At 56.7% G+C, this 21,488-nt stretch carries 20 protein-coding genes; 16 read left to right on the plus strand and 4 right to left on the minus strand.

Annotated features, from left to right (window positions below):
• The first annotated feature begins 460 nt into the window (after positions 1-460).
• From PG731_RS06660 to PG731_RS06670, 3 genes are read left to right on the plus strand one after another with little or no spacing between them, the layout of a single operon-like run.
• The gene (locus tag PG731_RS06660; protein ID WP_270772937.1) at positions 461-829 is read left to right on the plus strand and encodes a hypothetical protein; all 369 of its coding nucleotides are present in this window, start codon (positions 461-463) and stop codon (positions 827-829) included.
• A gap of 18 nt (positions 830-847) precedes the next feature.
• Positions 848-1,906, plus strand: a complete 1,059-nt coding sequence (locus PG731_RS06665; protein WP_270772938.1) for a quinone-dependent dihydroorotate dehydrogenase — start codon at positions 848-850, stop codon at positions 1,904-1,906.
• On the plus strand, positions 1,903-2,778 hold the full coding sequence (locus PG731_RS06670) for a TrmH family RNA methyltransferase (protein WP_270772939.1): 876 nt from the start codon (positions 1,903-1,905) through the stop codon (positions 2,776-2,778). The genes PG731_RS06665 and PG731_RS06670 overlap by 4 nt, the downstream gene beginning before the upstream one ends.
• Positions 2,779-2,884: 106 nt before the next feature.
• On the opposite strand, the gene PG731_RS06675 is transcribed toward PG731_RS06670, so the two are convergent.
• On the minus strand, positions 2,885-3,478 hold the full coding sequence (locus PG731_RS06675; protein ID WP_270772941.1) for a DUF3043 domain-containing protein: 594 nt from the start codon (positions 3,476-3,478) through the stop codon (positions 2,885-2,887).
• 101 nt (positions 3,479-3,579) lie between these two features.
• Here PG731_RS06675 and PG731_RS06680 point away from each other — a divergent pair, with 101 nt between their 5' ends.
• The 6 genes from PG731_RS06680 (at position 3,580) to trpD (ending at position 8,986) form a co-directional block, all read left to right on the plus strand.
• A complete protein-coding gene (locus tag PG731_RS06680) occupies positions 3,580-4,956 on the plus strand; it encodes a M20/M25/M40 family metallo-hydrolase (protein WP_270772942.1) in 1,377 nt (458 codons plus the stop codon).
• Positions 4,953-5,939: a glycerate kinase gene (locus PG731_RS06685; RefSeq protein ID WP_270772944.1), complete on the plus strand. Its 987-nt coding sequence runs from the start codon at positions 4,953-4,955 to the stop codon at positions 5,937-5,939. The genes PG731_RS06680 and PG731_RS06685 overlap by 4 nt, the downstream gene beginning before the upstream one ends.
• A 113-nt stretch (positions 5,940-6,052) precedes the next feature.
• Entirely contained in the window at positions 6,053-6,406 is a 354-nt protein-coding gene (erpA, locus tag PG731_RS06690; protein ID WP_101628672.1) for an iron-sulfur cluster insertion protein ErpA, read from the plus strand.
• Positions 6,407-6,419: 13 nt separating this feature from the next.
• Positions 6,420-7,412, plus strand: a complete 993-nt coding sequence (locus PG731_RS06695) for an FKBP-type peptidyl-prolyl cis-trans isomerase (protein WP_270772947.1) — start codon at positions 6,420-6,422, stop codon at positions 7,410-7,412.
• A gap of 120 nt (positions 7,413-7,532) precedes the next feature.
• The gene (locus PG731_RS06700) at positions 7,533-7,928 is read left to right on the plus strand and encodes a response regulator (RefSeq protein WP_101628670.1); all 396 of its coding nucleotides are present in this window, start codon (positions 7,533-7,535) and stop codon (positions 7,926-7,928) included.
• Entirely contained in the window at positions 7,925-8,986 is a 1,062-nt protein-coding gene (gene trpD / locus PG731_RS06705; RefSeq protein WP_270772950.1) for an anthranilate phosphoribosyltransferase, read from the plus strand. Before PG731_RS06700 ends, trpD begins: the two co-directional genes overlap by 4 nt.
• A 149-nt stretch (positions 8,987-9,135) precedes the next feature.
• Here trpD and PG731_RS06710 read toward each other — a convergent pair whose 3' ends face one another.
• Positions 9,136-9,882 (minus strand): 3'-5' exonuclease, encoded by a 747-nt coding sequence (locus PG731_RS06710; protein ID WP_270772951.1) that lies wholly within the window; start codon positions 9,880-9,882, stop codon positions 9,136-9,138.
• A 49-nt stretch (positions 9,883-9,931) separates the two neighbouring features.
• Between PG731_RS06710 and PG731_RS06715 the strand changes: the two genes are divergently transcribed.
• The 3 genes from PG731_RS06715 (at position 9,932) to PG731_RS06725 (ending at position 13,516) form a co-directional block, all read left to right on the plus strand.
• Positions 9,932-10,750, plus strand: coding sequence for a lysophospholipid acyltransferase family protein (locus PG731_RS06715; protein WP_270772952.1), 819 nt, complete (start codon positions 9,932-9,934; stop codon positions 10,748-10,750).
• Between the two features lie 124 nt (positions 10,751-10,874).
• A complete protein-coding gene (locus PG731_RS06720) occupies positions 10,875-12,092 on the plus strand; it encodes a pyrophosphate--fructose-6-phosphate 1-phosphotransferase (RefSeq protein ID WP_101628666.1) in 1,218 nt (405 codons plus the stop codon).
• An 8-nt stretch (positions 12,093-12,100) separates the two neighbouring features.
• Positions 12,101-13,516 (plus strand): class II 3-deoxy-7-phosphoheptulonate synthase, encoded by a 1,416-nt coding sequence (locus PG731_RS06725; RefSeq protein WP_270772954.1) that lies wholly within the window; start codon positions 12,101-12,103, stop codon positions 13,514-13,516.
• Positions 13,517-13,817: 301 nt separating this feature from the next.
• Here PG731_RS06725 and pknB read toward each other — a convergent pair whose 3' ends face one another.
• A complete protein-coding gene (pknB, locus tag PG731_RS06730; RefSeq protein ID WP_270772955.1) occupies positions 13,818-15,860 on the minus strand; it encodes a Stk1 family PASTA domain-containing Ser/Thr kinase in 2,043 nt (680 codons plus the stop codon).
• 120 nt (positions 15,861-15,980) lie between these two features.
• Between pknB and PG731_RS06735 the strand changes: the two genes are divergently transcribed.
• Entirely contained in the window at positions 15,981-16,331 is a 351-nt protein-coding gene (locus tag PG731_RS06735; protein ID WP_101627877.1) for an Rv2175c family DNA-binding protein, read from the plus strand.
• 105 nt (positions 16,332-16,436) lie between these two features.
• On the opposite strand, the gene PG731_RS06740 is transcribed toward PG731_RS06735, so the two are convergent.
• The gene (locus PG731_RS06740) at positions 16,437-17,537 is read right to left on the minus strand and encodes a polyprenyl synthetase family protein (protein ID WP_270772956.1); all 1,101 of its coding nucleotides are present in this window, start codon (positions 17,535-17,537) and stop codon (positions 16,437-16,439) included.
• Between the two features lie 198 nt (positions 17,538-17,735).
• On the opposite strand from PG731_RS06740, the gene PG731_RS06745 reads away from it, so the two are divergent.
• The 3 genes from PG731_RS06745 (at position 17,736) to ftsY (ending at position 21,432) form a co-directional block, all read left to right on the plus strand.
• A complete protein-coding gene (locus tag PG731_RS06745; RefSeq protein ID WP_270772958.1) occupies positions 17,736-19,604 on the plus strand; it encodes an RNA polymerase sigma factor in 1,869 nt (622 codons plus the stop codon).
• 117 nt (positions 19,605-19,721) lie between these two features.
• Positions 19,722-20,066, plus strand: a complete 345-nt coding sequence (locus tag PG731_RS06750) for an ABC transporter (protein ID WP_270772960.1) — start codon at positions 19,722-19,724, stop codon at positions 20,064-20,066.
• Positions 20,067-20,154: 88 nt separating this feature from the next.
• Complete coding sequence (gene ftsY, locus PG731_RS06755) at positions 20,155-21,432, plus strand: signal recognition particle-docking protein FtsY (protein ID WP_270773002.1); 1,278 nt, start codon at positions 20,155-20,157, stop codon at positions 21,430-21,432.
• Positions 21,433-21,488 lie beyond the last annotated feature (56 nt).

Below are 21,488 nucleotides of genomic sequence, written 5' to 3' on the forward strand. Positions count from 1 at the left end.
ATTTTTGGGTTAATACCCAAATGTGGGGCTAATGCCCGAATTGTGTGTTTTTTCGGGCTAAGTAACATTTTGTGTGTCTTTTTCTGGGCGTGTCGGGGTGGTTGAGTGGCCTGCCCAGCCTGTGCGGATGTGTAGGGATTCGTTGTGATGTTTGGGGTCGTAGTCGATGGCGTTATCGTGTTGGCCAGTCCGGGGGAGTTATCCACAAAAGTGATGAAGGGGCACTTATCCACAGAATCGAGGGAATGAAGATGCACCGAAAGCCGGTTTGGCGTTCAGTAAAAGCAGTCGTTTCCAACGAAGAAAGGATTGCATGATGACGCTGAATACTCTTCAACCAATGTCGGGGTATGAGGGACTGTATGGTCCGAGCCATTGGGTTCACGAAACGGGACTCTATGAATTGTTATCGCCCTATATGTGTCTGCCCGCTTTGAGCGATGAGTTTGCACGTTTTGACATGATCGGATCCCAAGTTGCTACCGAGCTTCTGTCCCTGCTTCCCAAAGCAAACCTGGAGGAATCACAAAACTCCGGACCGCAGGTGTGTGATCTATTGAAAGCGTGCGCGAACAATCTGGGAGTCTATTTGAGCGGATACGTTGTGTGTGCACCTCGTTTTGACGAACGGATCAGCATTGATGGAATCTATCTGCCTTCCACGTCCGACTGCTCTGCGCAGGCTCCATACGCACGTTCGTTGGCATTGTGTTGGCCGATTCTTCGTGAAAAATACGGGCTGACCAGCGCTCAAGGGGATCCTGATGAATTCCTCTTAGTCCCCACCGATTGTCAATCACGAAATGGGTGGTGGATATGGTGGGACTGAAACACATAGGCTTAAGACATGATCCGTCAGACGTACTCGTGGTTGTTTAAAACGTTCATTCATCGCACCGATCCCGAGATGGCTCATCATTTGGGTATCACCGCCATTGAATATGCAGGAAAGTGTGCACTTACTCGCGGTTTAATGCGAGCGACGATCGGTCATTTCGACGATATCGATGTTGATTCGCTTCCAGAGCGTCGCAAGGTCTACATCGGCAGGCGTCTTGTACGTCACCGCCTGGGTCTTGCAGCAGGAATGGACAAAGATGCTTGTGCGGTTCTTGGACTGACCGCTTTGGGCTTCGGATTCGTCGAGGTCGGTACGATCACCCCGAAGGCCCAACCCGGCAATGAAGGACCTCGCTTGTGGCGTCTGATGGAATCTCAGGGTCTTCGTAATCGCATGGGATTCAATAACGAAGGTGCCGACGCTGCGGGTGAGCGCTTGAAGAAACTGCGTTCAACAAAGGCGGGTCGCGCCGCGATTGTTGGCGCCAATATTGGGAAAAACAAGGTGACTCCCGCCGAAGACGCCCCGGCAGATTACGAATACTGCGCTCGCCAGCTTTCACCGTGGGTTGATTTTGTGATCGTCAATGTGTCCTCACCGAACACTCCTGGGCTTCGCGATCTTCAATCCGTTGATTCGCTTCGTCTGATCCTGCAGGCAGCCCGAAAAGGGTGCGAGGAAGCCACGGATCGTCCGATTCCTCTGTTCGTCAAGATTGCTCCCGATCTGGCTGATGAAGATATCGTCGACATCTGTGCGCTCACACGCGAACTGGGTGTGGCTGGTGTGGTCGCCACGAACACGACCATCAACCACGATCTGGGTGATGGTGGTGTATCCGGAGCTCCATTGCGTGAGCGCGCCCTAGACGTTGTTCGTCTTGTTGCCTCGAACCTCGATGATGAGCAGATTCTGATCGGAGCCGGCGGGATCTTCACTTCGAACGATGCGCACGCCATGCTGAGTGCGGGTGCCGATCTTGTCGAAGCCTTCACCGCGTTCATCTACGAGGGCCCATCATGGCCGGGTGAAGTGAACAGGGAATTGGCGAAGGTGCGTCCGTGATTATTCCTCTTCAATCGGCTGATCTTGACCAAGATCCTCGTCTGGCCGATTACACGAAGCTGAAAGACGTCAAGCTTCGTGCCGCTCTTGAACCCGAACGCGGACTCTACATGGCAGAGTCAACGAACGTGATTATGCGTGCCCTAGAAATCGGTCATCATCCGCGGTCATTCCTTATGGCTGAAAAATGGATGAGTGATCTTGCTCCGCTGATCGAGAAAGCAACGGGGTCGCCCGACGGGGCAGACATCCCGATTTTCATGGCGGACGAGGCTCTTTTAGAAACCATCACCGGTTTCCATCTGCATCGAGGCGCACTGGCAGCGATGCAACGCCCGGTGTTGGAGCCAGTCAGTGATCTTTTGAAAACTGCCCGTAACGGTGAGTCCGCACGTCGCATCGTCATTCTTGAAGACCTCGTTGATCACACGAATGTCGGTGCAGCTTTCCGATCCGCGGCCGCTCTTGGCGTCGATGCCGTTCTGGTGACACCCAGTTGCGCTGACCCGCTCTATCGGCGATCGGTCCGAGTCTCAATGGGCACGGTCTTTCAAGTGCCGTGGACCCGTATGGAAAAGTGGCCCGCAATGGATGAACTGCACGATGCTGGTTTCCACGTTGCAGCACTCGCACTGTCTGACGACTCAGTCAGCTTGGACGAGTTTGTTGAATCCGACGCCTGCACCGCGCCAGACGCCAAGGTCGCGATGGTCATGGGAACAGAAGGCGACGGATTGAAACCGCGCACTATCGCGAACGCCGACACCGTCGTGCGTATCCCAATGGCTGGAGGAGTCGACTCGCTGAACGTCGCAGCAGCCTCCGCAGTCGTATTCTGGGCAACTCGCCACGTCGGCCAGGCGGCCTCGTAAAACACAAACGAGGAACCGCCATACGCAACCGGCGAAGTGGCAGAAGCGATACTAAAAAGTCGAGGCCACCGGGCGTGACCTCGACTTTTAAGCGGAAGTAACCGGGTTACTTGGTCTTCTTTTTACCCGGGAATTCGCCACGCGCAACCTGCGGACGAGGGCTACGCCAACGGCGAGCCATAATCATGCGCGAGAAGCAGTAGTACCACGAACGCGGTGCAATCTGATCGTTCGGGTAGCGCTCGTCGATGCGACGCTTCAGCTTGCGCCACACAACAACGCCTTCGATGATCGAGATCAGGAACAGGCTGTAGAGCGCGACAGTCACCGAGATCATCATGATGCTCGTGACGTTAGCCGGAAGCGAACGGATCAGGGAAACACCCATCATCGCGATCAGGAAGATCACCATCACGGGAAGAAGGAACTCAGAGAAGGACCAGCGCGCATCGACGTAATCGCGAATGAAACGACGCACGCGACCCTTGTCGCGGAGGGGCAGGTAGCGTTCGTCGCCGGTCTCCAATGCCATCTGCTCGCGCTTGAACTGTGCATCGCGTTGGGCGCGTGCTTGACGCTTTGCTTCCTTACGATCAGCGGGAACCAACGGGTGAGAATTACGTGCCTGAGCGTCCTTCCTCTTCGGAGTGGGACGTCCCTTCTTGCCGGTCGTTTCGTTCTGCTTTTCGGCTTCGGACACCTGTAATCCCCTTTGAATGCCAGTGATGAGTGCATGAAATACGTACACAGGCTAACTGATGAAAGCGCCAAAGGCTCATTTCGTCCACTAATGTAAGAGTCATGTCTGAAACATCTGCACTCGCGCCGTCGCGAGATGAACTCAATTCCTTGCTCGATTCCTCCTTCGATTCTTTCCTTGATGAATTGAAGACCTTGGTTGCAATTCCTTCGGTTTCTTCCGATCCAGCGCACCAGGAAGACCTGGCCCGCAGCGCCGCACACGTGTGTGAGCGCTTCGCATCGCTCGGTTTTGACGCTGAGGTTCTTCGCGTCACCACGCCCGAAGGTGTGGAAGGCAAACCCGCCATCGTGGCGACCAGCCCGAAGGTTGAGGGCGCACCGACGGTTCTGCTTTACGCTCACCACGATGTTCAGCCGACCGGCGACGTGTCCCGCTGGGCATCTGACCCGTTTGTTGCCGAGGTTCGCGGGGATCGCATCTACGGTCGAGGCACCTCGGATGACGGCGCCGGCGTCATCGTTCACTTCGGTGCGATGTCGCTGTTGAAGGATCGCATGCCGGTGAATGTTGTTGTCTTTATCGAAGGCGAAGAAGAAATCGGTTCCCCGTCGTTTACGACCTTCCTTGAAACCCACAAGGACAAGCTGAAGGCTGATGTCATCGTCGTCGCCGACTCCGATAACTGGAAGGTTGGCGAGCCCGCCGTCACCTCGACCCTGCGTGGCAACTCCGTGTGCACCGTCGACCTGACTGTCGCTGACCACGCGGTTCACTCCGGCATGTTCGGTGGCCCGATGCTGGACTCGGTGACCTGCGCTGCCATGCTCATCTCGTCCCTGTACGACGAGAAGGGTGATCTGGTTGTCGAGGGTCTTGGTGGCTCCGATAAGGCTGACGTGGATTGGCCAGAAGATGAGTTCCGCGCAGCGGCTGGCCTGCTTGACGGCGTTCAGCTTGCCGGTAGTGGCGATCTGGCCGCCCGCGTGTGGACCAAGCCCAGCGTTTCCGTCATCGGTTTTGACGCGCGCCCCGTGTCGAACTCGTCGAATACGATAGCTCCGCACACTCGCTTCCGCCTGTCGATGCGCGTTGTCCCGGGCAAGGATCCGGTTGAGGCCATGGATCGTCTTGTCGAGCACCTCGAGTCGCACGCACCGTTCGGCGCCCACCTTGAGATCACCCGCAACGAAGCCGGAAACGGCTACCAGGCGGATATGGATTCACCCGTTACGAAGCTTCTGCACGAGGCTTTGTCGGATGCGTGGGGCGTGAAGTCTGTGAACATTGGTGTGGGTGGCTCGATCCCGTTCATCACCGACTTCCAGCGCCTGTTCCCTCACGCTCAGGTGGTCGTGACCGGCGTTGAGGATCCGCTCACGAACGCCCACTCCGAAGACGAGTCGCAGTCGATCCCGGACCTGCGCGCAGCGATTCTTGCTGAAGCGCTACTTCTGACGCGTCTGCCCCAACTGTGAGTCCAACACTGGTCATCGCCGGGCACTGGACCGGCGGTGACCCCGCATACCCGTCAACGCTGGCTGCTTTAAATGCCTGCGCTGACGGGTTTAGCGCGCGCAAACCCGACTGGAATATTCGCCTTGTTCCTTTTGGAGCTGGCGTTGCCTTCACCGAAGCACTCGCGCAAGCGCAGGCCACCGGCTGGGCGCCGATCGTCGTTCCTATCCACGAAGAATCTACGTTCGACGCGGGTCAGCGCACGCTCGATGCCTTTGACGGCGGGCTCACCCCGCTTATTGAAGGCGCCCATTCGATTGACGTTGACTGCGGATTTGGGTTTTTAAGCGCCCTGTCCAACGTCGATTTGAGCGATGGTCCGGATCTTGAAGACCGGTTGCGGCGTGCGCTCGATATCGCCCGCGCCGCTATCGCCGGTCGTGATGTGGTGGTCGCGGCCTCGTCGATGAGGCCGTTGCTGGGACTGTCATCCGTGCTGGCGCTCGGCGTCGACCTTGAGGCTCGCACATCGCAAAACCGGCAGCTCACCTCGATGCTGACCCGCGTTCTTTCAACGAAGGCGAAGCGTAACCTTTTGGCGTCCCCCATGGGGGACGAGGCCGCTCCCACCAACTGGGGCACGGCTCCTGGATCCGGTGCAGCCGGTGGAATCGGCGCGATTGTTGGAGCACTGGGGGGACGAATTGTTCCCACAGGCCAATTCTTGCGCGCCATTTGCGACCTTGATTCTGCGCTCGCAGATGCGAACCTCGTCATCGTCGCCGAACCGCGCTTGCATTCACCGTCGCTCGCTGACGCATCACTGGATGTGATCACGGATGTGGCAGGGCTTTACGCTTTACCGGTCGTGGCACTCGGAAGCGAATCGTCACTTGCCGCGCACGAACGCGCCCAGTGGGGTCTACATGGGCAATTCCTTACCGAAGGGGCGCTTACCCTGGGTGAAGCAGGAGAACGAATCGCGCGCACGTGGGCGCGATAGTCGGTTAGTTTTCTCACCCGTAACGTCCATGGGCGCCCTTGCCGTGGCACAACGCGACGAACGCACGTACTCTAAACAATTGTCAATGAGTTTTTTCAAACGAATGGAGCGTCATGTCTGACACCGACATCGAAGCACCCGCACACGAAGTGACGTTGACGGACGTTGCAACAGCCAAGGTGAAGAGCCTGCTCGAACAGGAAGGGCGCGACGACCTTCGCCTGCGCATCGCCGTTCAGCCCGGTGGTTGCTCCGGCCTGATCTACCAGCTCTACTTCGATGACCGTTTGCTCGACGGCGACGCTGTGCGTGACTTCGACGGTGTTGAGGTTGTTGTCGACCGCATGTCGGTTCCGTACCTCAACGGTGCAACGATCGACTTCGCAGACTCGATTGAACGTCAGGGCTTCACCATCGACAACCCGAACGCGCGGAACACCTGCGCATGTGGTGAATCCTTCCACTGAGCCGAAAGAAAATATGAAGATTATGCATAAGGCGGCCGTAGCCGTCCTCGCCATCACCGTTTCCCTTGGTCTTGCAGCGTGCGGTTCTACTGACGACTCGCAGTCTGCCTCAGCCCAATCAGGCACATCAATCCCCGAGGTTGAACGTGACGGCGACTTCAACTTCCCGGCAACAACGGGCGGATACGGTGAAGACACCGAAATCTCCGCCGGCGAAGGCGACGCTCCGACCGACAAGGTCTATGTCAAGACCCTCGTTCAAGGTGACGGCGCTGAAGTTCAGCTCACCGACACCGTCTACGTCAACTACGAGCTCGCTCTCTGGGACGGCACCAAGGTTGAGTCCTCCTTCGAAACCGGTAAGCCGATCGCTTTCGGTCTGAACCAGGTGATCCCCGGATGGACCTACGGCCTAGCGACCCAGCACGTTGGCGACCGCGTTGAGCTGGTTGTTCCCGCAACCTGGGCGTACGGAAACAAGGATTCCTCATCGATTCCCGCCAACTCCACGCTGATTTTCGTTGTCGACCTGCTTGATTCCACGTCGAACGTTTCTATCGACGAGGAAAGCCTGAAGAAGGCTACCGCTACCGGTAACGAACTGCCCGCCGGCATCAGCGTTGAAGGTGACCCAGCGGTCGAACCTACTCTGTCCTTCACCGAAGGAAGCCCTGCCCCCACCGAAGACGCATCGATTGATATCTACACCGGTGTCGGTGAGACCATCGAAGACGGCGACATTGTTCTCTACCGCGGTTTGGGCGCCCCGTTTGGTAATGCCTCCCAGGTCCAGTCGACGTGGTCTGACACCAACAAAAAGTACACCGCAGATGCCGCCCAGCTGAAAGTGGTAGGGAAGACTGTCGGTACTCGTTTCCTGTACATCGCCGGTGCAAGCGCAGCTGCTCAGCAGTCTGCCCAGTCCGGTGCTCAGTCGGGCTCAACGCAGACGATCACCCCCCAGGTTTTCGTTCTGGACGTTATCGGAGTGATGAAGGCACGCTGATAGCCTGACGCAACTCGTTCTAGTGGGCGGTTCACCGAGCGGTGGATCGCCCACTAGCGCATACAATAGACCCGGTTAAAGTTTCGAAGCCGTAAGGCATCCAACCATTGGGAGAAGATCGTGAGCGAAATGACCGCACGCATCCTGGTTTTTAGCGCTGACATTGATAAGCGCCATGCTGTTGTCAACGGTGTTGGTATTCGGGCTGCGAAGGATCTGCCGACCATTGAATGGTCCGAAGCTGCAACCCCCTTCGGCACCAAGGAACTGGTGGAAAACAACGATTTCGATCTTCTGATCCTGGATGCTGAAACCACCAAGGAAGGTGGCATGTCCGTCGCTCAGGAACTGAAGAACACGGTAGAGAAACTTCCGCCGATCATCTTCCTGACCGCACGCCAGCAGGATTCCTGGCTTGCTACCTGGGCGGGTGCTGCGGCAACTATTTCGGATCCGCTTGATCCGATCGAGCTACAGGAAACCGTTGCAGACCTTCTGCGCAAGGCGCGCCAGTGAGTCAATCTTTCGAATGGGCTCGACTGATCGCCGACATTATCTCGGGTAAGGACCTGGATTACGACAGCTCCTACTGGATGATGGACCAGGTGATGAGTGGCGAGCTTGGTGAATCACGCCTGGCATCCTTCCTGACCGCTATGGTCATCAAAAAGCCAACGGTGTCCGAGATCCGTGGTCTTGCCGACGCTATGCAGGACCACGCGGTCAGCGTTGATTTGCCCACCGATGCTCTTGATATTGTCGGTACGGGTGGTGACGGCTACAAGACCGTCAACATTTCGACCATGTCTGCAATCGTTCTGGCCTCCCTTGGTACTCCGCTGATCAAGCACGGTAACCGCGCCTCGACCTCCCAGTCGGGTAGCGCCGACGTGATGGAAGCCTTGGGCGTGAACCTGAACCACGAGACCGAGCGCATGCGCGAGATTTTCGATGAACTGAACATCGCGTTCCTATTCGCGAACAAGGTTCACCCGTCGATGCGTTTTGCCGCTCCTGTTCGTCGTTCCTTGGCGTTCCCGACAGCATTCAATATTCTTGGCCCGCTGACGAACCCCGCGAAGGTAACCTCGAACGCGATCGGTTCGTCGAATCCGACGAATGCTCGCCTGATCGCCGGCGTTCTTGCTGATCGTGGTGCGTCTGCTCTGGTGTTCCGAGGCAAGGAAACCGGCTTGGATGAACTCTCTACAGTTGACGTGAACGAGATCTGGGAGGTCCGCGACGGCGAAGTCACTCATAGTGAGTTCGACCCGACCGAACACTTCGACATGGATCCGGCAGCAATCGGAGACCTTCGCGGTGGCGACCCAGATGATAACGCTGTTGTCGTGAGAGAAATCCTGCTCGGTGGTGGCCGAAAGGCGGTTCGTGACGCAGTCGCGCTGAACACCGCGGGTGGTTTGATCGCATATGGCAAGGCTCAGGGCGTGCGTCCTAGTGACGGCTCGCTGGTCGAGCGTTTCGGCGTTGGTATCCAGATGGCACGCGATGCCATGAATGACGGTCGTGCGATGAATTTGCTGAACCGCTGGATCGAGCTCACATCAGCCTGAATTGTGCCCATCGTGCACCTTGGTGCGATGAAGAATGTACGAGACCGGGCGGACACCATCAGGTGTCCGACCGGTTTTTCGGTTCTGTCGCCTTACCTTGTGGCTTTGTTAAGGGGAAAGCTCAATGATGTGCCTCGTACCCCGACGTACTAGTAGGCACCCAATTCTTCGCGTGGCGTCGACAAGAGAGCAATATCGTCGCTACTGGTCACTCCCATGTCTTCGAGTATGTGCGTAAGCCCGTCCAGTACATGCAACGTCGTGTAGGAATCAGCCAAAGCACGGTGTGCTTCCACTACGGGAGCATCGAAATAATCGGCTAGAGCACCCAGGCAATGACTGGGAACCTCAGGCTTTGGAAGCAGAATCCTGGCAAGAGTCAACGTGTCGAAATAGGGCAGAGGTCGCCATTTAAGACCAGCCTGCTGACATGCTCTTAGCAGGAAAGCGCGATCAAAAGGAACGTGCTGAGCAACGAAAACCTGCGCGGGCTCACCGTCGTCGATCCACGTCAAGAACTGGGGGAGGACCTGGTCAACAGTCGGAGCACCCTCCACGTCTTCATTGGTAATACCTGTCAAAGTCGTGACGATTTCAGGGATAGGACGCAGTGGGTTCACCATCGACTGGAAAGTAGAAAGTACCTGGCCACCGCGGACTTTAAGCGCACCAATTTCGGTGATCTGGTCATCGTTGTCAAGTCCCGTCGTCTCAAGATCAACGACAACGTACGTCGTATCAGCGAAAGACAGCCCGCTGATTATGCGCGATGCGCCGTCGCGTATCTGACGTGCTTGGCTCAGATACGTGCGCACTTGTGCAACGATATTCGCACGCCTGTCCGTTGAATCTGAGATAGCGTCGTTGTCTGCCGGCATATCGCGTGAACTGGGCATAGAGTTAAGCATAGTTCGTGTTTTTACCTTCGAACCTCGTGGAGGGGCCGTGGCGTTCTACCAAGCATTGAAGGCAACCGGAAGTCCGATCCTGAAGGCTGCATACAAGCCGTGGATTCGTGGCAAAGAGAATATCCCGACCTCCGGGCCGGCAATTCTTGCCTCAAACCACAACGCGGTGTGGGATTCTGTCTTCCTGCCAATGATGCTCGACCGTGAGGTCGTCTTCATGGGTAAGGCCGACTACTTTACGGGTACCGGTGCAAAGGGCTGGGTCACGAAGGAATTCATGCGCGCCGTTGGCACAATTCCCGTTGATCGTTCGGGAGGTCGCGCATCCGAAGGTGCTTTGAAGGCCGGTCTTGACCGCCTCGCCAGCGGTGAACTCTTCGGCATTTACCCCGAAGGAACCCGTTCGCCCGACGGCCGTCTCTACCGCGGTAAGACGGGTGTTGCTCGACTTGCTCTGCTGTCCGGAGCCCCCGTTATTCCCGTCGCGATGATTGGCACGCACGCTGCTCAGCCGATCGGCCAGAAGATCCCGTCGCGCACCAACATTGGCATGGTCATCGGCGAACCCCTGGATTTTTCCCGTTACAAGGGCCTCCACAAGGACCGCTTCGTCCTGCGCGCCATCACGGACGAAATCATGTACAACCTGATGCTGCTCTCGGGTCAGGAATATGTTGACCTTTATGCAGCAGACGTGAAGGCGAAGCTTGCCGCCGACGGAAAGTTCGACGGCCCGGTTCCCGCGAATGGTCGACCCGGTCCTGGTGGGCGTACCGCTCCGATCGTCGAGGTACCTCATCGACCCGAAGAAGAATCCAGCGAAACGGATCCTAACAAGGGTGAAAACGCAGAATAAATGCGTGTGCGCCCGTCCATGGGACGGGCGACCCCCCATACCAACTCCACTGTGGCTTTAAACTAGTGGTGTTTGAGGTGCGTGTCGTCCGACCGCACTTGTTCCAACGCTGAAAGGTGTTTCCATGTCGGTTCGTCGCGTCGCTCTGCTCACCGCCGGTGGCTTCGCTCCGTGTCTTTCTTCCGCTGTTGGTGGCCTCATTGAGCGCTACAACGAAATCGATCCTTCGATCGAGATCATCGCGTACCAGAACGGCTACCACGGTCTGCTGACCGGCAACTTCGTTGTCGTTGACGAAGAAGCTCGTAAGCATGCTGCTGTCCTTCACCGCTTCGGTGGCTCCCCGATTGGTAACTCGCGCGTCAAGCTGACCAACGCGAAGAACCTCGTCGAGCGTGGCCTTGTCGCCGAAGGCGAAAATCCGCTTGAAAAGGCTGCTGAGCAGCTCCGTAAGGATGGCGTTGACGTTCTGCACACCATCGGTGGCGACGACACCAACACCACGGCTGCAGATCTTGCTGCCTACCTCGAAGAGCATGACTACCACCTGACGGTCGTCGGCTTGCCCAAGACGATCGACAACGACGTTGTGCCGATCCGCCAGTCCCTGGGTGCATGGACCGCCGCTGAAGAGGTCTCCGAGTATGCACAGAACGTCATCGGTGAGCACCGCTCCAACCCCCGTATGCTGATCATCCATGAAATCATGGGTCGTCACTGCGGTTGGCTGACCGCTGCTGGTTCGCTTGAGTACCACAACTGGCTGAAGACCCAGGAATGGGTTCCCTCCATCGGCCTGTCGCAGGAACGCTGGGACATCCACGCTGTCTTCCTGCCCGAAATGGCACTCGACATTGACGCCGAGGCCAAGCGCCTCAAGGCCATTATGGACGAGCAAGGCAACGTCAACATCTTCCTCTCCGAGGGGGCAGGCGTTCCCGAGATCATCGCTGAAATGGAAGCAGCTGGCGTTGAGGTCCAGCGCGACCCCTTCGGCCACGTGAAGCTCGATACCATCAACCCCGGCCAGTGGTTCGCCAAGCAGTTCGCATCCAAGATTGACGCTGAGAAGGTCATGGTCCAGAAGTCGGGCTACTTCTCACGTTCTTCGCGTGCAAACGCTGACGACCTGCGCCTGATCAAGTCCATGACTGATCTTGCTGTCGAATGCGCTCTCAAGGGCGAATCCGGCGTTATCGGCCACGATGAAGAAAACGGTGACCGCCTGACCGCAATCGCGTTCCCGCGTATTGCCGGTGGCAAGCCCTTCGATATTTCTCAGAAGTGGTTCCTCGACATGATGGCCGAGATCGGCCAGGAAGTGAAACCCGCTGCACAGTGAGTTTTCCTATGAATCCCGGTCGCGGCACGCCACGGTTCGCACAGTACCCGGCGCGCCGCGACCCGGAGGACCTCGTAGCCCCAGAAGCCGGTATGGACGCGCCGTGGGACTCATGGCGTAACCGTGAAGCCCTGCAGCAACCGACTTACCCTGATGCGCAGGCAGTCGAAGACGTAACAACAGCGTTGCGTCGCCAGCCACCGCTTGTGTTTGCTGGTGAAGTGGACGATCTGCGGACTTGGCTGGGAGCTGCGGGACGCGGTGAAGCCTTCGTCCTCATGGGTGGAGACTGCGCCGAAACCTTCGCAGAATCCACCGCCGATCACCTGCGTTTAAAGATTCAGACGCTCCTTCAGATGGCGGTTGTCCTGACATACGGTGCCTCGCTTCCCGTTGTGAAGATTGGCCGTATCGCCGGACAGTATGCGAAACCCCGTTCTTCCGACATGGAGACCCGCGACGGCGTGACTCTTCCGTCGTATCGCGGAGACGCTGTGAATTCCTATGAGTTCACCCCCGAAGCGCGTATTCCGGATCCGGATCGTCTTCTTCAGACGTACCACCATGCTGCGTCGACGCTGAATCTGATCCGCGCCTTCACGAAGGGTGGTTACGCTGACCTGCGCATGGTTCACCACTGGAACCGTGGTTTTACGCAGAACCCCGCGTACGCACGCTACGAGTCCTTGGCTGAAGAGATCCACCGCGCCGTCCAATTCATGCAGGCCGCCGGTGTTGACTTCGATTCCCTGCGCGACGTTGACCTGTATTCGTCGCACGAGGCACTTCTGCTTGAATATGAGTCAGCAATGACGCGTATCGACTCGCGTAACGGGTTGCCCTATGACACATCCGGTCACTTCTTGTGGGCAGGGGAACGCACACGCGACCTTGAAGGTGCTCATATTGAGCTTCTTGCACGTGTGCGTAACCCGATCGGTGTCAAGGTTGGTCCTACAACGACGCCCGACGATCTGCTTGGACTGATGGATCGATTGAATCCCGAAGGCGAAGAAGGACGTCTGACCTTCATCACTCGCATGGGTGCAGGCACGATTCTTGATAATCTTCCTCCGTTGCTGAACGCTGCGAAGACTGATGGTCGCCCCGTCACGTGGATTACCGATCCCATGCACGGCAATACGATCCCATCGTCCACCGGATATAAGACGCGTTGCTTTGAAACGATCATGGAGGAAGTGAAAGGATTTTTCGATGCTCATGACGAAGCAGGAACCGTTCCGGGTGGCATCCACGTTGAACTGACCGGTGACGATGTCACCGAAGTTATTGGTGGTTCAGAAAAGCTTGACGATGAGTCGCTTCAGAAGCGCTACGAGACCTTGGTTGATCCACGTTTGAACCACCAGCAGTCGTTAGAAATGGCATTCCAAGTCGCAGAGTATTTGCGTCGCGATCTCTAAATCTTCGTCCCGATACAACAAGGCCGCGCCCGCACAAGCATCGTATTGCTTGGCGGGCGCGGCCTTGTTCTGGTGGCTTTGGTCGTGTGAGGCGATGTTGTGGGGTTTGTGTGGAGCGGACCCCGTTTTTGGACACTTTCCTGGCTGTGTTCGTGTTCTTGGACGAGGTCGTGGCGGGCGTGGCGAAGTTTGTCGAAGTATGGGCGTCGGGCGTTGGAGTGGCACCGTGAACGCTGCTGACAGCTGTAGCGAGAGTCGCAGGGAAAGCTGTATCGGTAGAAGCTCTGTGCAGAGCTATCGACTACACGATGAAGAGGGTGACCGTCGATCCCTTTTTCACAACCGTGCCAGCATCGGGATCCGTGTAACGCGCGGTCCCGAACACGCCACCGAGCACGCGTTGAACCGTGACATTCAGGCCGGCGGCTTCCAAGATTCGCTTCGCTTCAGCTTCCTGCTTACCCGTAATGGAGGGGACTTCAACTGTTTCTGGCCCCTTAGAAACGACATATTCGACCTTGTCGCCCTTATAAAGAGTCGTGCCAGCTGCTGTGGTCTGGGAAATCAAGGAGCCTTCGGCGACACTGTCCGAGTACTCTTCGCTTGGCGACGCGACCAATCCCAGTGCCTCGATCGCAGCCTGAGCATCAGCGCTACTCATCGCCATGAGGTCCGGAACCGTCAGTGGTTCTCGACCCTTCGAGACAACAACATCGATTTTCGTATCGTGGGGGATCGACGTATCGGGATCCAAGGACTGAGAAATGACGATATCCTTGGCGACCTCTTCCGAATACTCTTCGTTGATTGTGCCCACGGCTAAACCAGCATCGATGAGCAGAGTCTCAATCTCAGACTTGTTCTTTCCAACAAGATCGGGCACAGCTCGCATATCGATGCCTTTGGAGGTTGTTACGCGAACCTCGGCGTTCTTGTGAACAGGCTGCCCGCCATCGGGATCAGAAGAAATGACGATACCGGATTGGACGGTGTCAGAGAACGCTTCCTCTTCAATCACTCCAAGCCCAAGAGCTGCAAGCTCTGACTTCACGGCCTGTGAGGAACGCCCAGCTGTTTGAGGCATGGTCAAGTACGAGCCGGGGCCGTACTCGTTCCACCACCACCAGCCACCTACGCCACCGATGATGGCGACGAAGGCAATGATGGCTAGGAACTTGCCGATGAACGAACGGCGATTCTTTTTTGGAGAATGCATCGCTCCTTGCACTCCCGCAGCCTGGACAACAGTGCGGGACGTGGAATGACCATTCGGGGGAAGTGAAGACGTCACACCCAGATGCTCCCAAGTGGCCGTTTCTCCTGCAGAAGAGGCAACCTTTGGTGCAACGTCGGCTCGACGAGTAAGGATCTCTTCCGGCAGTCCAATTTCGACGCGAGAGAGGAGCTCAAGTGCTTCACCGGCGTCTGTTGGTCGCTCATCAGGATTCGTCGCAGCTAACGCTGAAATAAAGTCATCAATTTCGCGAGGCAACCAGCTGACCAGAGTCGACGGCATCGGAATTGGATCATTCACATGATGCGTAGCAATCTGGATAGCGTTTTCGCCTTCCCACGGCACTGAACCCGTGAGCATTTCAAACGCCATGATGCCAACGGCGTAAAGGTCGGTGCGCTGATCAACGTCGTGTGACAGGGCAACTTCCGGAGCAATGTAGGCCACGGTTCCCAGCATTGAACCAGTGGTCGAAAGTGACACTTCAGAGGCCGCGCGCGCTAAACCAAAATCGGTCACGCGAGCAGGCGGATCTGCGGGAACAAGGACGTTTTCTGGCTTGATGTCGCGGTGGATCACACCAACACGATGAGCGGCTCTCAGTGCGTCAAGAACGTCGTGAACGTAGGACAGGGTTTGCCCAACGGTAAAAGAACCTTGTTCGTTTAAGACAGTGCGAAGGTTTGGTCCGTCGATGAGCTCCATGACCAAGAATCCCTGACCAGCAACAACACCCTGATCGAAAACCGAGACGACACCGGGGTGAATGATGCGGGCAGCGGATCGCGCTTCGCGACGGAAACGAGCAACGTAATCCTGTGACTGGGCAAGATGCGGATGCATGATCTTCAAAGCAACCGGGCGCTCCAAGCGTTCGTCTTGTGCCACGTACACGGTTGCCATTCCGCCGCGAGCCAGCAGGTGGATCACGCGATAGCGCGAGTCAATAAGCATTCCTAGAAGCGGATCAATCTGGTCGCTCGTAGGGGATGAAAGATCGTTGGGCTCGGGTGATTCAGGCGCAGCAAGATGCCCTGGTAGGGTCTGCAGGCGCTCAGTCGGCTGCGAACCAGCGTCAGGGGTGCGTCGGTCTGAATCAAAATCGGTCACGTTCGGATTGTATTAGAGGGGCGCCGTAGTGGGCGTACGCAAGACGGCGCGCCATGTGAGTTCGTGCGCTCAGCGCTTAGGGACGAGGCCGAGGGAGTGTTTGACGGCTAGGCTTAGAACATGACCCAGAATGTGGAAACTATTTCGTTTGAAGAAGCCGGTCGCCTGTTGGGCGTCGAAGAACGCCGGATCAAGCAGTTTGTGCGCGATCATGTTTTGTTTGCCGTGAAGGGCGAGAACGGCAAGCCTGCGATTCCTCGTGAAATCATTGTCCTCGGTGCAAACGGCTGGGAGCCACTGTTCAGCCTTCCCGGCACGCTGACGCTTCTGGAGGACGACGGTTTTACGCCCGAAGAAGCGGCTGCGTGGTTGTACACCGTTCAAGACGAGCTCGGTGAAACGCCCATGGAAGCCCTGTTGAAGGGGCGCCACCACAAGGTCAATTCAATCGCCTCAACTCTGGCGTTCTGAAATTATTCCGACCCGCGCTTGAACAAAGAACGAGGCTCGCTCATGTGCGTTGCCTCGTTCTTTTCATTATCGCAGAAGGCAAATCTGAACGCGTAAGGCGACTGGTTACGCCGTACGGGCGGTGACGATCTCAGCCAACTCGGTCAGATCGCGACGCTGGTCTTCAGTGAATGGATAGGCGTCAAAACCGCGATGGCCTTCCTTCACTAGAGAATCGATCAGCGACTCGTGGGCGCGTCGACCGCGTTCTTCAATAATCGTCGCGCACTGGGCAATCGCTTCATCCGAAGCATCCTCATCGCCGAGCACTGAGAGCAGAGTGCGACGTTCGTCTACAGTCGCATGAGACCACGCCAAAGAAAGCAATACGGTTCGTTTGCCTTCACGCAGATCATCGCCGGCAGGCTTGCCCGTGGTTGCCGGGTCGCCGAAGATCCCCAGATCGTCATCGCGAAGCTGGAAAGCGATACCCCACGGAGTGAGGATAGAGTCCAACGCCTGGATCAACTCGGGTGAACCACCGCCGGCAATCGCCCCGAGAATCGCCGGGTGGACGATCGAATAATGCGCGCTCTTGTGGAGGACAACCTCCATGACATCCTCGACGCTGATGGCTACGTCATCTTCGACGTCCAACGGAAGATTTTCTGCTCGGATATCAAGGTATTGCCCCAAGCCCACTTCCGCGTGCATCGTTGTAAAACGCTGCATGAGCAAGAAGGCGCGCTCTGGGTCCAACGCCGAGCACTGAGAATTGACCGCGGCCTGGGCGGCGGAGAACAACAGGTCACCGACAAGAACAGCGCCGGCGGCGCCGAATGCGGTTGCAGACCCTTCCCAGCCTCTATCGCGATGAATCCCAGCAAGGCGAACATGGGGAGTGGGGGCTCCGCGACGCGTATCAGCATGGTCAATGAGATCGTCGTGCGCCAATGCTGAGGCTTGGTAGAGCTCAAGGCCGGCTGCTAACGCCGAAAGGTCAAGATCCGGATCATCCAGCGGACGTTGCAAGGCCAACGAAGCCCCGAAATATGCCAGAAGTCCGCGGAAGCGCTTGCCTGACTGGATCGATGCGACGCAGGTCTGCGTAAATTCATCCGAGACTCGTGACGTGCCGATTTCGTCCATCACAGCGATCAGATGATCGTGAGTCGCATTGTCGATGATGGGGCGGAGTTCGGCGAACCGTGCGGCAAGTATTTCCATAGGTCACACTGTAGCGTGACAAGCACAAATGTGGTGCTGGTCATTATTGTTTCGCTTTTGGTGAGCTACATCATTAAAAATAGGGGTTGACAGGTAGGCTCATCAGGAAAATTTGCACTATCGGACTATAATTAAAAGCAGATTTTCAGCGCCCGAATCGGCGCGAAGAAGTCCCCATTTTCTGCGAAAGGGATAGGTGTGGCCGGATCGAGCACTACCAAGGGGTCCAAGACTACTTCCAAGGCCAGCAAGGTTGACGAAACAGTAGAGGTAGAAAAGACCGCACCAGCAACGAAGAAGCGTGCTTCGAAGGCTGTGACTCAAAAGGCTACCGACAAAGCTACCAAGGCTCCCACAAAGAAGACCGCGCTCCGCACGGCGAAGAAGACTGCGGAAGCTGGCGACGTCACTCCCGAAAAGAAGTCTGCTCAGAAAACGACTCGACGTACCGCGAAGAAGGTCGCCGACGAAGCTGTAAAAGCTTCGTCTGAAGCTGAAGCCACCAAGGCTCCTGCGAAGAAGACCACGCGTCGTACCACGAAGAAGGCGACCGCTGAAGCCACTTCTAGTGAAGCTCCTACAACCGACGCGCAGGCTCCGCTTACCCAGGAAGAGCCCGCAAAACCGGCAAAGAAGACGACTCGTCGCACCACGAAGAAGGCCGGCGAATCTGTCGAGAGTCGAGAAGGAAAGCCTGCGAAGAAGGCTACGCGTCGTACCAAGAAGGCTGCAGAGGCTGGAGAGGTCCAAGAAGACAAACCTGCGAAGAAGACGACTCGTCGCACGACCAAGAAGACTGTCGAGGTCGCAGAGACCCAAGAAGGCAAGCCTGCAAAGAAGACGACTCGTCGCAAGAAGAAGGACGAGCCCAAGGTTGAAGAACCGGCAATTGAAGAGTCTGAAGAAGAGACTGAAGACGATATCGACGATGCTGATATCGATCTGAACGACGAAGAAGAACTCGACGATACCGAAGACACCGATGGCGACGATACGTCAGATGATGAAGACGAATCTGAAGAGGGAGATGAAGAGTCCAAGCCCAAGTCGGAAGTCGTTGAGGTAACAACGTCGAAGGCAAAGACGAAGGGTAGCTTCGTCGTTTCCGACTCCGACGAGTCCGATGAGCCCGTCCAGCAGGTGACCGTCGCGGGTGCAACCGCGGACCCGGTCAAGGACTACCTCAAACAGATCGGCAAAGTTTCGCTGCTGAACGCAGAGCAGGAAGTTGACCTTGCTCGCCGTATCGAAGCTGGCCTCTATGCCGAATACAAGCTGAAGAACGAAGCCGATTCGATGACGGCGAAGGAACGTCGTGAGCTGCACTTCATGGCATCCGACGGTCAGCTGGCGAAGAACCACCTGCTGGAAGCAAACCTGCGTCTGGTCGTTTCGCTGGCTAAGCGTTACACAGGTCGTGGCATGCAGTTCCTGGATCTGATCCAGGAAGGTAACCTCGGTCTGATTCGTGCAGTTGAGAAGTTCGACTACACGAAGGGCTACAAGTTCTCCACCTACGCAACCTGGTGGATTCGTCAGGCGATCACGCGTGCAATGGCTGACCAGGCTCGCACGATCCGTATTCCTGTCCACATGGTTGAGGTCATCAACAAGCTTGCTCGCGTCCAGCGCCAGATGCTTCAGGATCTTGGTCGTGAACCCACGCCGGAAGAACTGGCGAAGGAACTCGACATGACGCCCGAAAAGGTCGTCGAGGTTCAGAAGTACGGTCGCGAACCGATCTCGCTTCACACTCCGCTGGGTGAAGATGGCGATTCTGAGTTCGGCGACCTGATTGAAGACTCTGAAGCAATCGTTCCCGCCGACGCGGTGTCGTTCACGCTTCTTCAAGAACAGCTCCACAACGTGCTCGACACCCTGTCGGAACGTGAAGCTGGCGTTGTGTCGATGCGTTTCGGTCTGGGCGATGGCCAGCCGAAGACCCTGGATGAGATCGGCAAGGTCTATGGCGTGACGCGCGAGCGTATTCGTCAGATCGAGTCGAAGACGATGTCGAAGTTGCGTCACCCGTCGCGTAGCCAGGTGCTTCGCGATTACCTCGACTGATCGCCTCGCGGTTGTCTTATCTCAGTAACGGTGCGGTGACTCATCTCATGGTCACGAAACGATGAAATCACTAAGTGTCAAGTCGCCGATGGGCTCGAACAGTTAGAACATAGTGGTATGCTCTCGGGTTTTCTCATCATGGCCTTTGTTCTTCTGCTCGTTGTGGTTATCGCTGTTGCGGTGATCGTTGGTTTGGCACTTGAGCGTCGCCCTGCGTCCATTTGGCAGGAACATCTTCGTGACCAGCGTGAGAAGCTGACGAATGCTCCCGAAAATGATGCCGATCCTGTGTCACCTCACTCGACAACGTTGACGGATCTGATGGGTGATACGTCGTCGATGAAGAACGCGTATTTTGATGCGGATCGTTTGCCCGGCGTTGATCGTATTGAACGTGTGACGGATCGTTTTGAAGCGATGCAGGAGCACCGCAAGGCAGGCAAGGAAGCTTCGGCCGAGTAAACGTTGCCTAGCGTGCCACTAGTGTTCGACTACGTTAGGTTCAACCAATAAGTGGAACTTGATAGCGTCCATGGGAGATGATGAGCCCATGGACGCTGTTCTTTCATTTTTAAGCTCTCCGGCGGGCATTGCGTGTATTGCACTGCTCGTCGTTGTCATCGTGGGCGTTGGTATTGGAGTTGCGCGTAGCTCGAAGAAGTCCGTGCCGACTATTACGCCTGCTACTCCGGCCACGCCAGTTACGGCCGCGCCGACAACTCCTGCGGATGAGGCCCTTGCAGATGCACCTGATGCGCGCGGTAGTCCGTCGCCGATCGACGAGGCCGCCTCTTTATCTCCGACGTCCGAACCTGTCGTAGATGGCGGGCAAGACCAGGTAGTAGCACCTGTTGAAGAGCCTGTCGAAGCACCTGAACTGTCAGTTGAGGTTCCTGAATCAGTGCCGAGCCGTATGACTCGCCTGCGTTCGCGCCTGTCGCGTTCGGGTACGCTGGGCAAGGCTATCGTTTCGGTGTTGTCCCGTGGTGAGCTGAAGGCTGCTGACTGGGAAGAAGTCGAAGATACGCTTCTTGTCGCTGATCTTGGTCTTGAAGCGACCGACACGCTGATTGAAGCACTGAAGAATCGCGTGGCTGTTGAAGGTGTTCACGACACTGATTCCATTAAGAGGTTCCTTTCCGAAGAGCTTCTTGCGCTGGTTGATCCTGCGATGGATCGTAGCCTGCATCTTGATCGTCAGGGCGACAATGGTGAGCTTCCCGCATCGATTCTGATGGTTGGCGTGAACGGCACTGGTAAGACGACGACCGTTGGCAAACTGGCTCGCGTTCTCGTTGCCGAAGGCAAGAGCGTTTTGCTGGGTGCAGCTGATACCTTCCGCGCTGCTGCCGGCGAACAGCTGGGCACGTGGGGCGAACGCGTTGGTGTTGAGGTCGTTGCTTCTGATCGCGAGGGCGCAGATCCGGCTTCGGTTGCTTTCGATGCTGTCAAGGCTGGCGCAGACAAGAATATTGATGTCGTGCTGGTTGATACCGCTGGTCGTCTGCAGACGAAGTCGACGCTGATGGATGAGCTTGGCAAGGTCAAGCGTGTCATGGAAAAGCAAGCTCCTGTCAACGAGGTTCTGCTGGTCCTCGATGCGACCACCGGTCAGAACGGTATGAAGCAGGCTGAGGTTTTCGCTGAGGTTGCTGGAGTGACCGGCATTGTCCTGACCAAGCTCGATGGTTCTGCAAAGGGTGGCATTGTTGTCTCCGTGCAGAAGGCTCTTGGCGTTCCGGTGAAGTTCGTTGGCCTGGGTGAAGGCGCTGACGATCTTGCTCCATTCGATCCGCAGGGCTTCGTTGACGCCATTGTGAATGGCTGACATTCTTCGAATTGCACGCTAGGTGGGGCACTCTCACGCCGTGTGAGGTTGTCCCG

This window comes from Pauljensenia sp. OF14-1SRA, from assembly GCF_027694595.1.
GTDB lineage: Bacteria > Actinomycetota > Actinomycetes > Actinomycetales > Actinomycetaceae > Pauljensenia > Pauljensenia turicensis_B.

Excerpts from the sequence above, each read along its gene's own strand:
- PG731_RS06720 (WP_101628666.1), top strand. The coding sequence starts at position 10,875 with ATGTCGGTTCGTCGCGTCGCTCTGCTCACCGCCGGTGGCTTCGCTCCG.
- PG731_RS06735 (WP_101627877.1), top strand. The coding sequence starts at position 15,981 with ATGACCCAGAATGTGGAAACTATTTCGTTTGAAGAAGCCGGTCGCCTG.
- PG731_RS06725 (WP_270772954.1), top strand. The coding sequence starts at position 12,101 with ATGAATCCCGGTCGCGGCACGCCACGGTTCGCACAGTACCCGGCGCGC.
- PG731_RS06710 (WP_270772951.1), bottom strand. The coding sequence starts at position 9,882 with ATGCCCAGTTCACGCGATATGCCGGCAGACAACGACGCTATCTCAGAT.
- PG731_RS06680 (WP_270772942.1), top strand. The coding sequence starts at position 3,580 with ATGTCTGAAACATCTGCACTCGCGCCGTCGCGAGATGAACTCAATTCC.
- erpA (WP_101628672.1), top strand. The coding sequence starts at position 6,053 with ATGTCTGACACCGACATCGAAGCACCCGCACACGAAGTGACGTTGACG.
- PG731_RS06740 (WP_270772956.1), bottom strand. The coding sequence starts at position 17,537 with ATGGAAATACTTGCCGCACGGTTCGCCGAACTCCGCCCCATCATCGAC.
- PG731_RS06750 (WP_270772960.1), top strand. The coding sequence starts at position 19,722 with ATGCTCTCGGGTTTTCTCATCATGGCCTTTGTTCTTCTGCTCGTTGTG.
- PG731_RS06695 (WP_270772947.1), top strand. The coding sequence starts at position 6,420 with ATGAAGATTATGCATAAGGCGGCCGTAGCCGTCCTCGCCATCACCGTT.
- ftsY (WP_270773002.1), top strand. The coding sequence starts at position 20,155 with ATGGACGCTGTTCTTTCATTTTTAAGCTCTCCGGCGGGCATTGCGTGT.
- PG731_RS06665 (WP_270772938.1), top strand. The coding sequence starts at position 848 with ATGATCCGTCAGACGTACTCGTGGTTGTTTAAAACGTTCATTCATCGC.
- PG731_RS06660 (WP_270772937.1), top strand. The coding sequence starts at position 461 with ATGATCGGATCCCAAGTTGCTACCGAGCTTCTGTCCCTGCTTCCCAAA.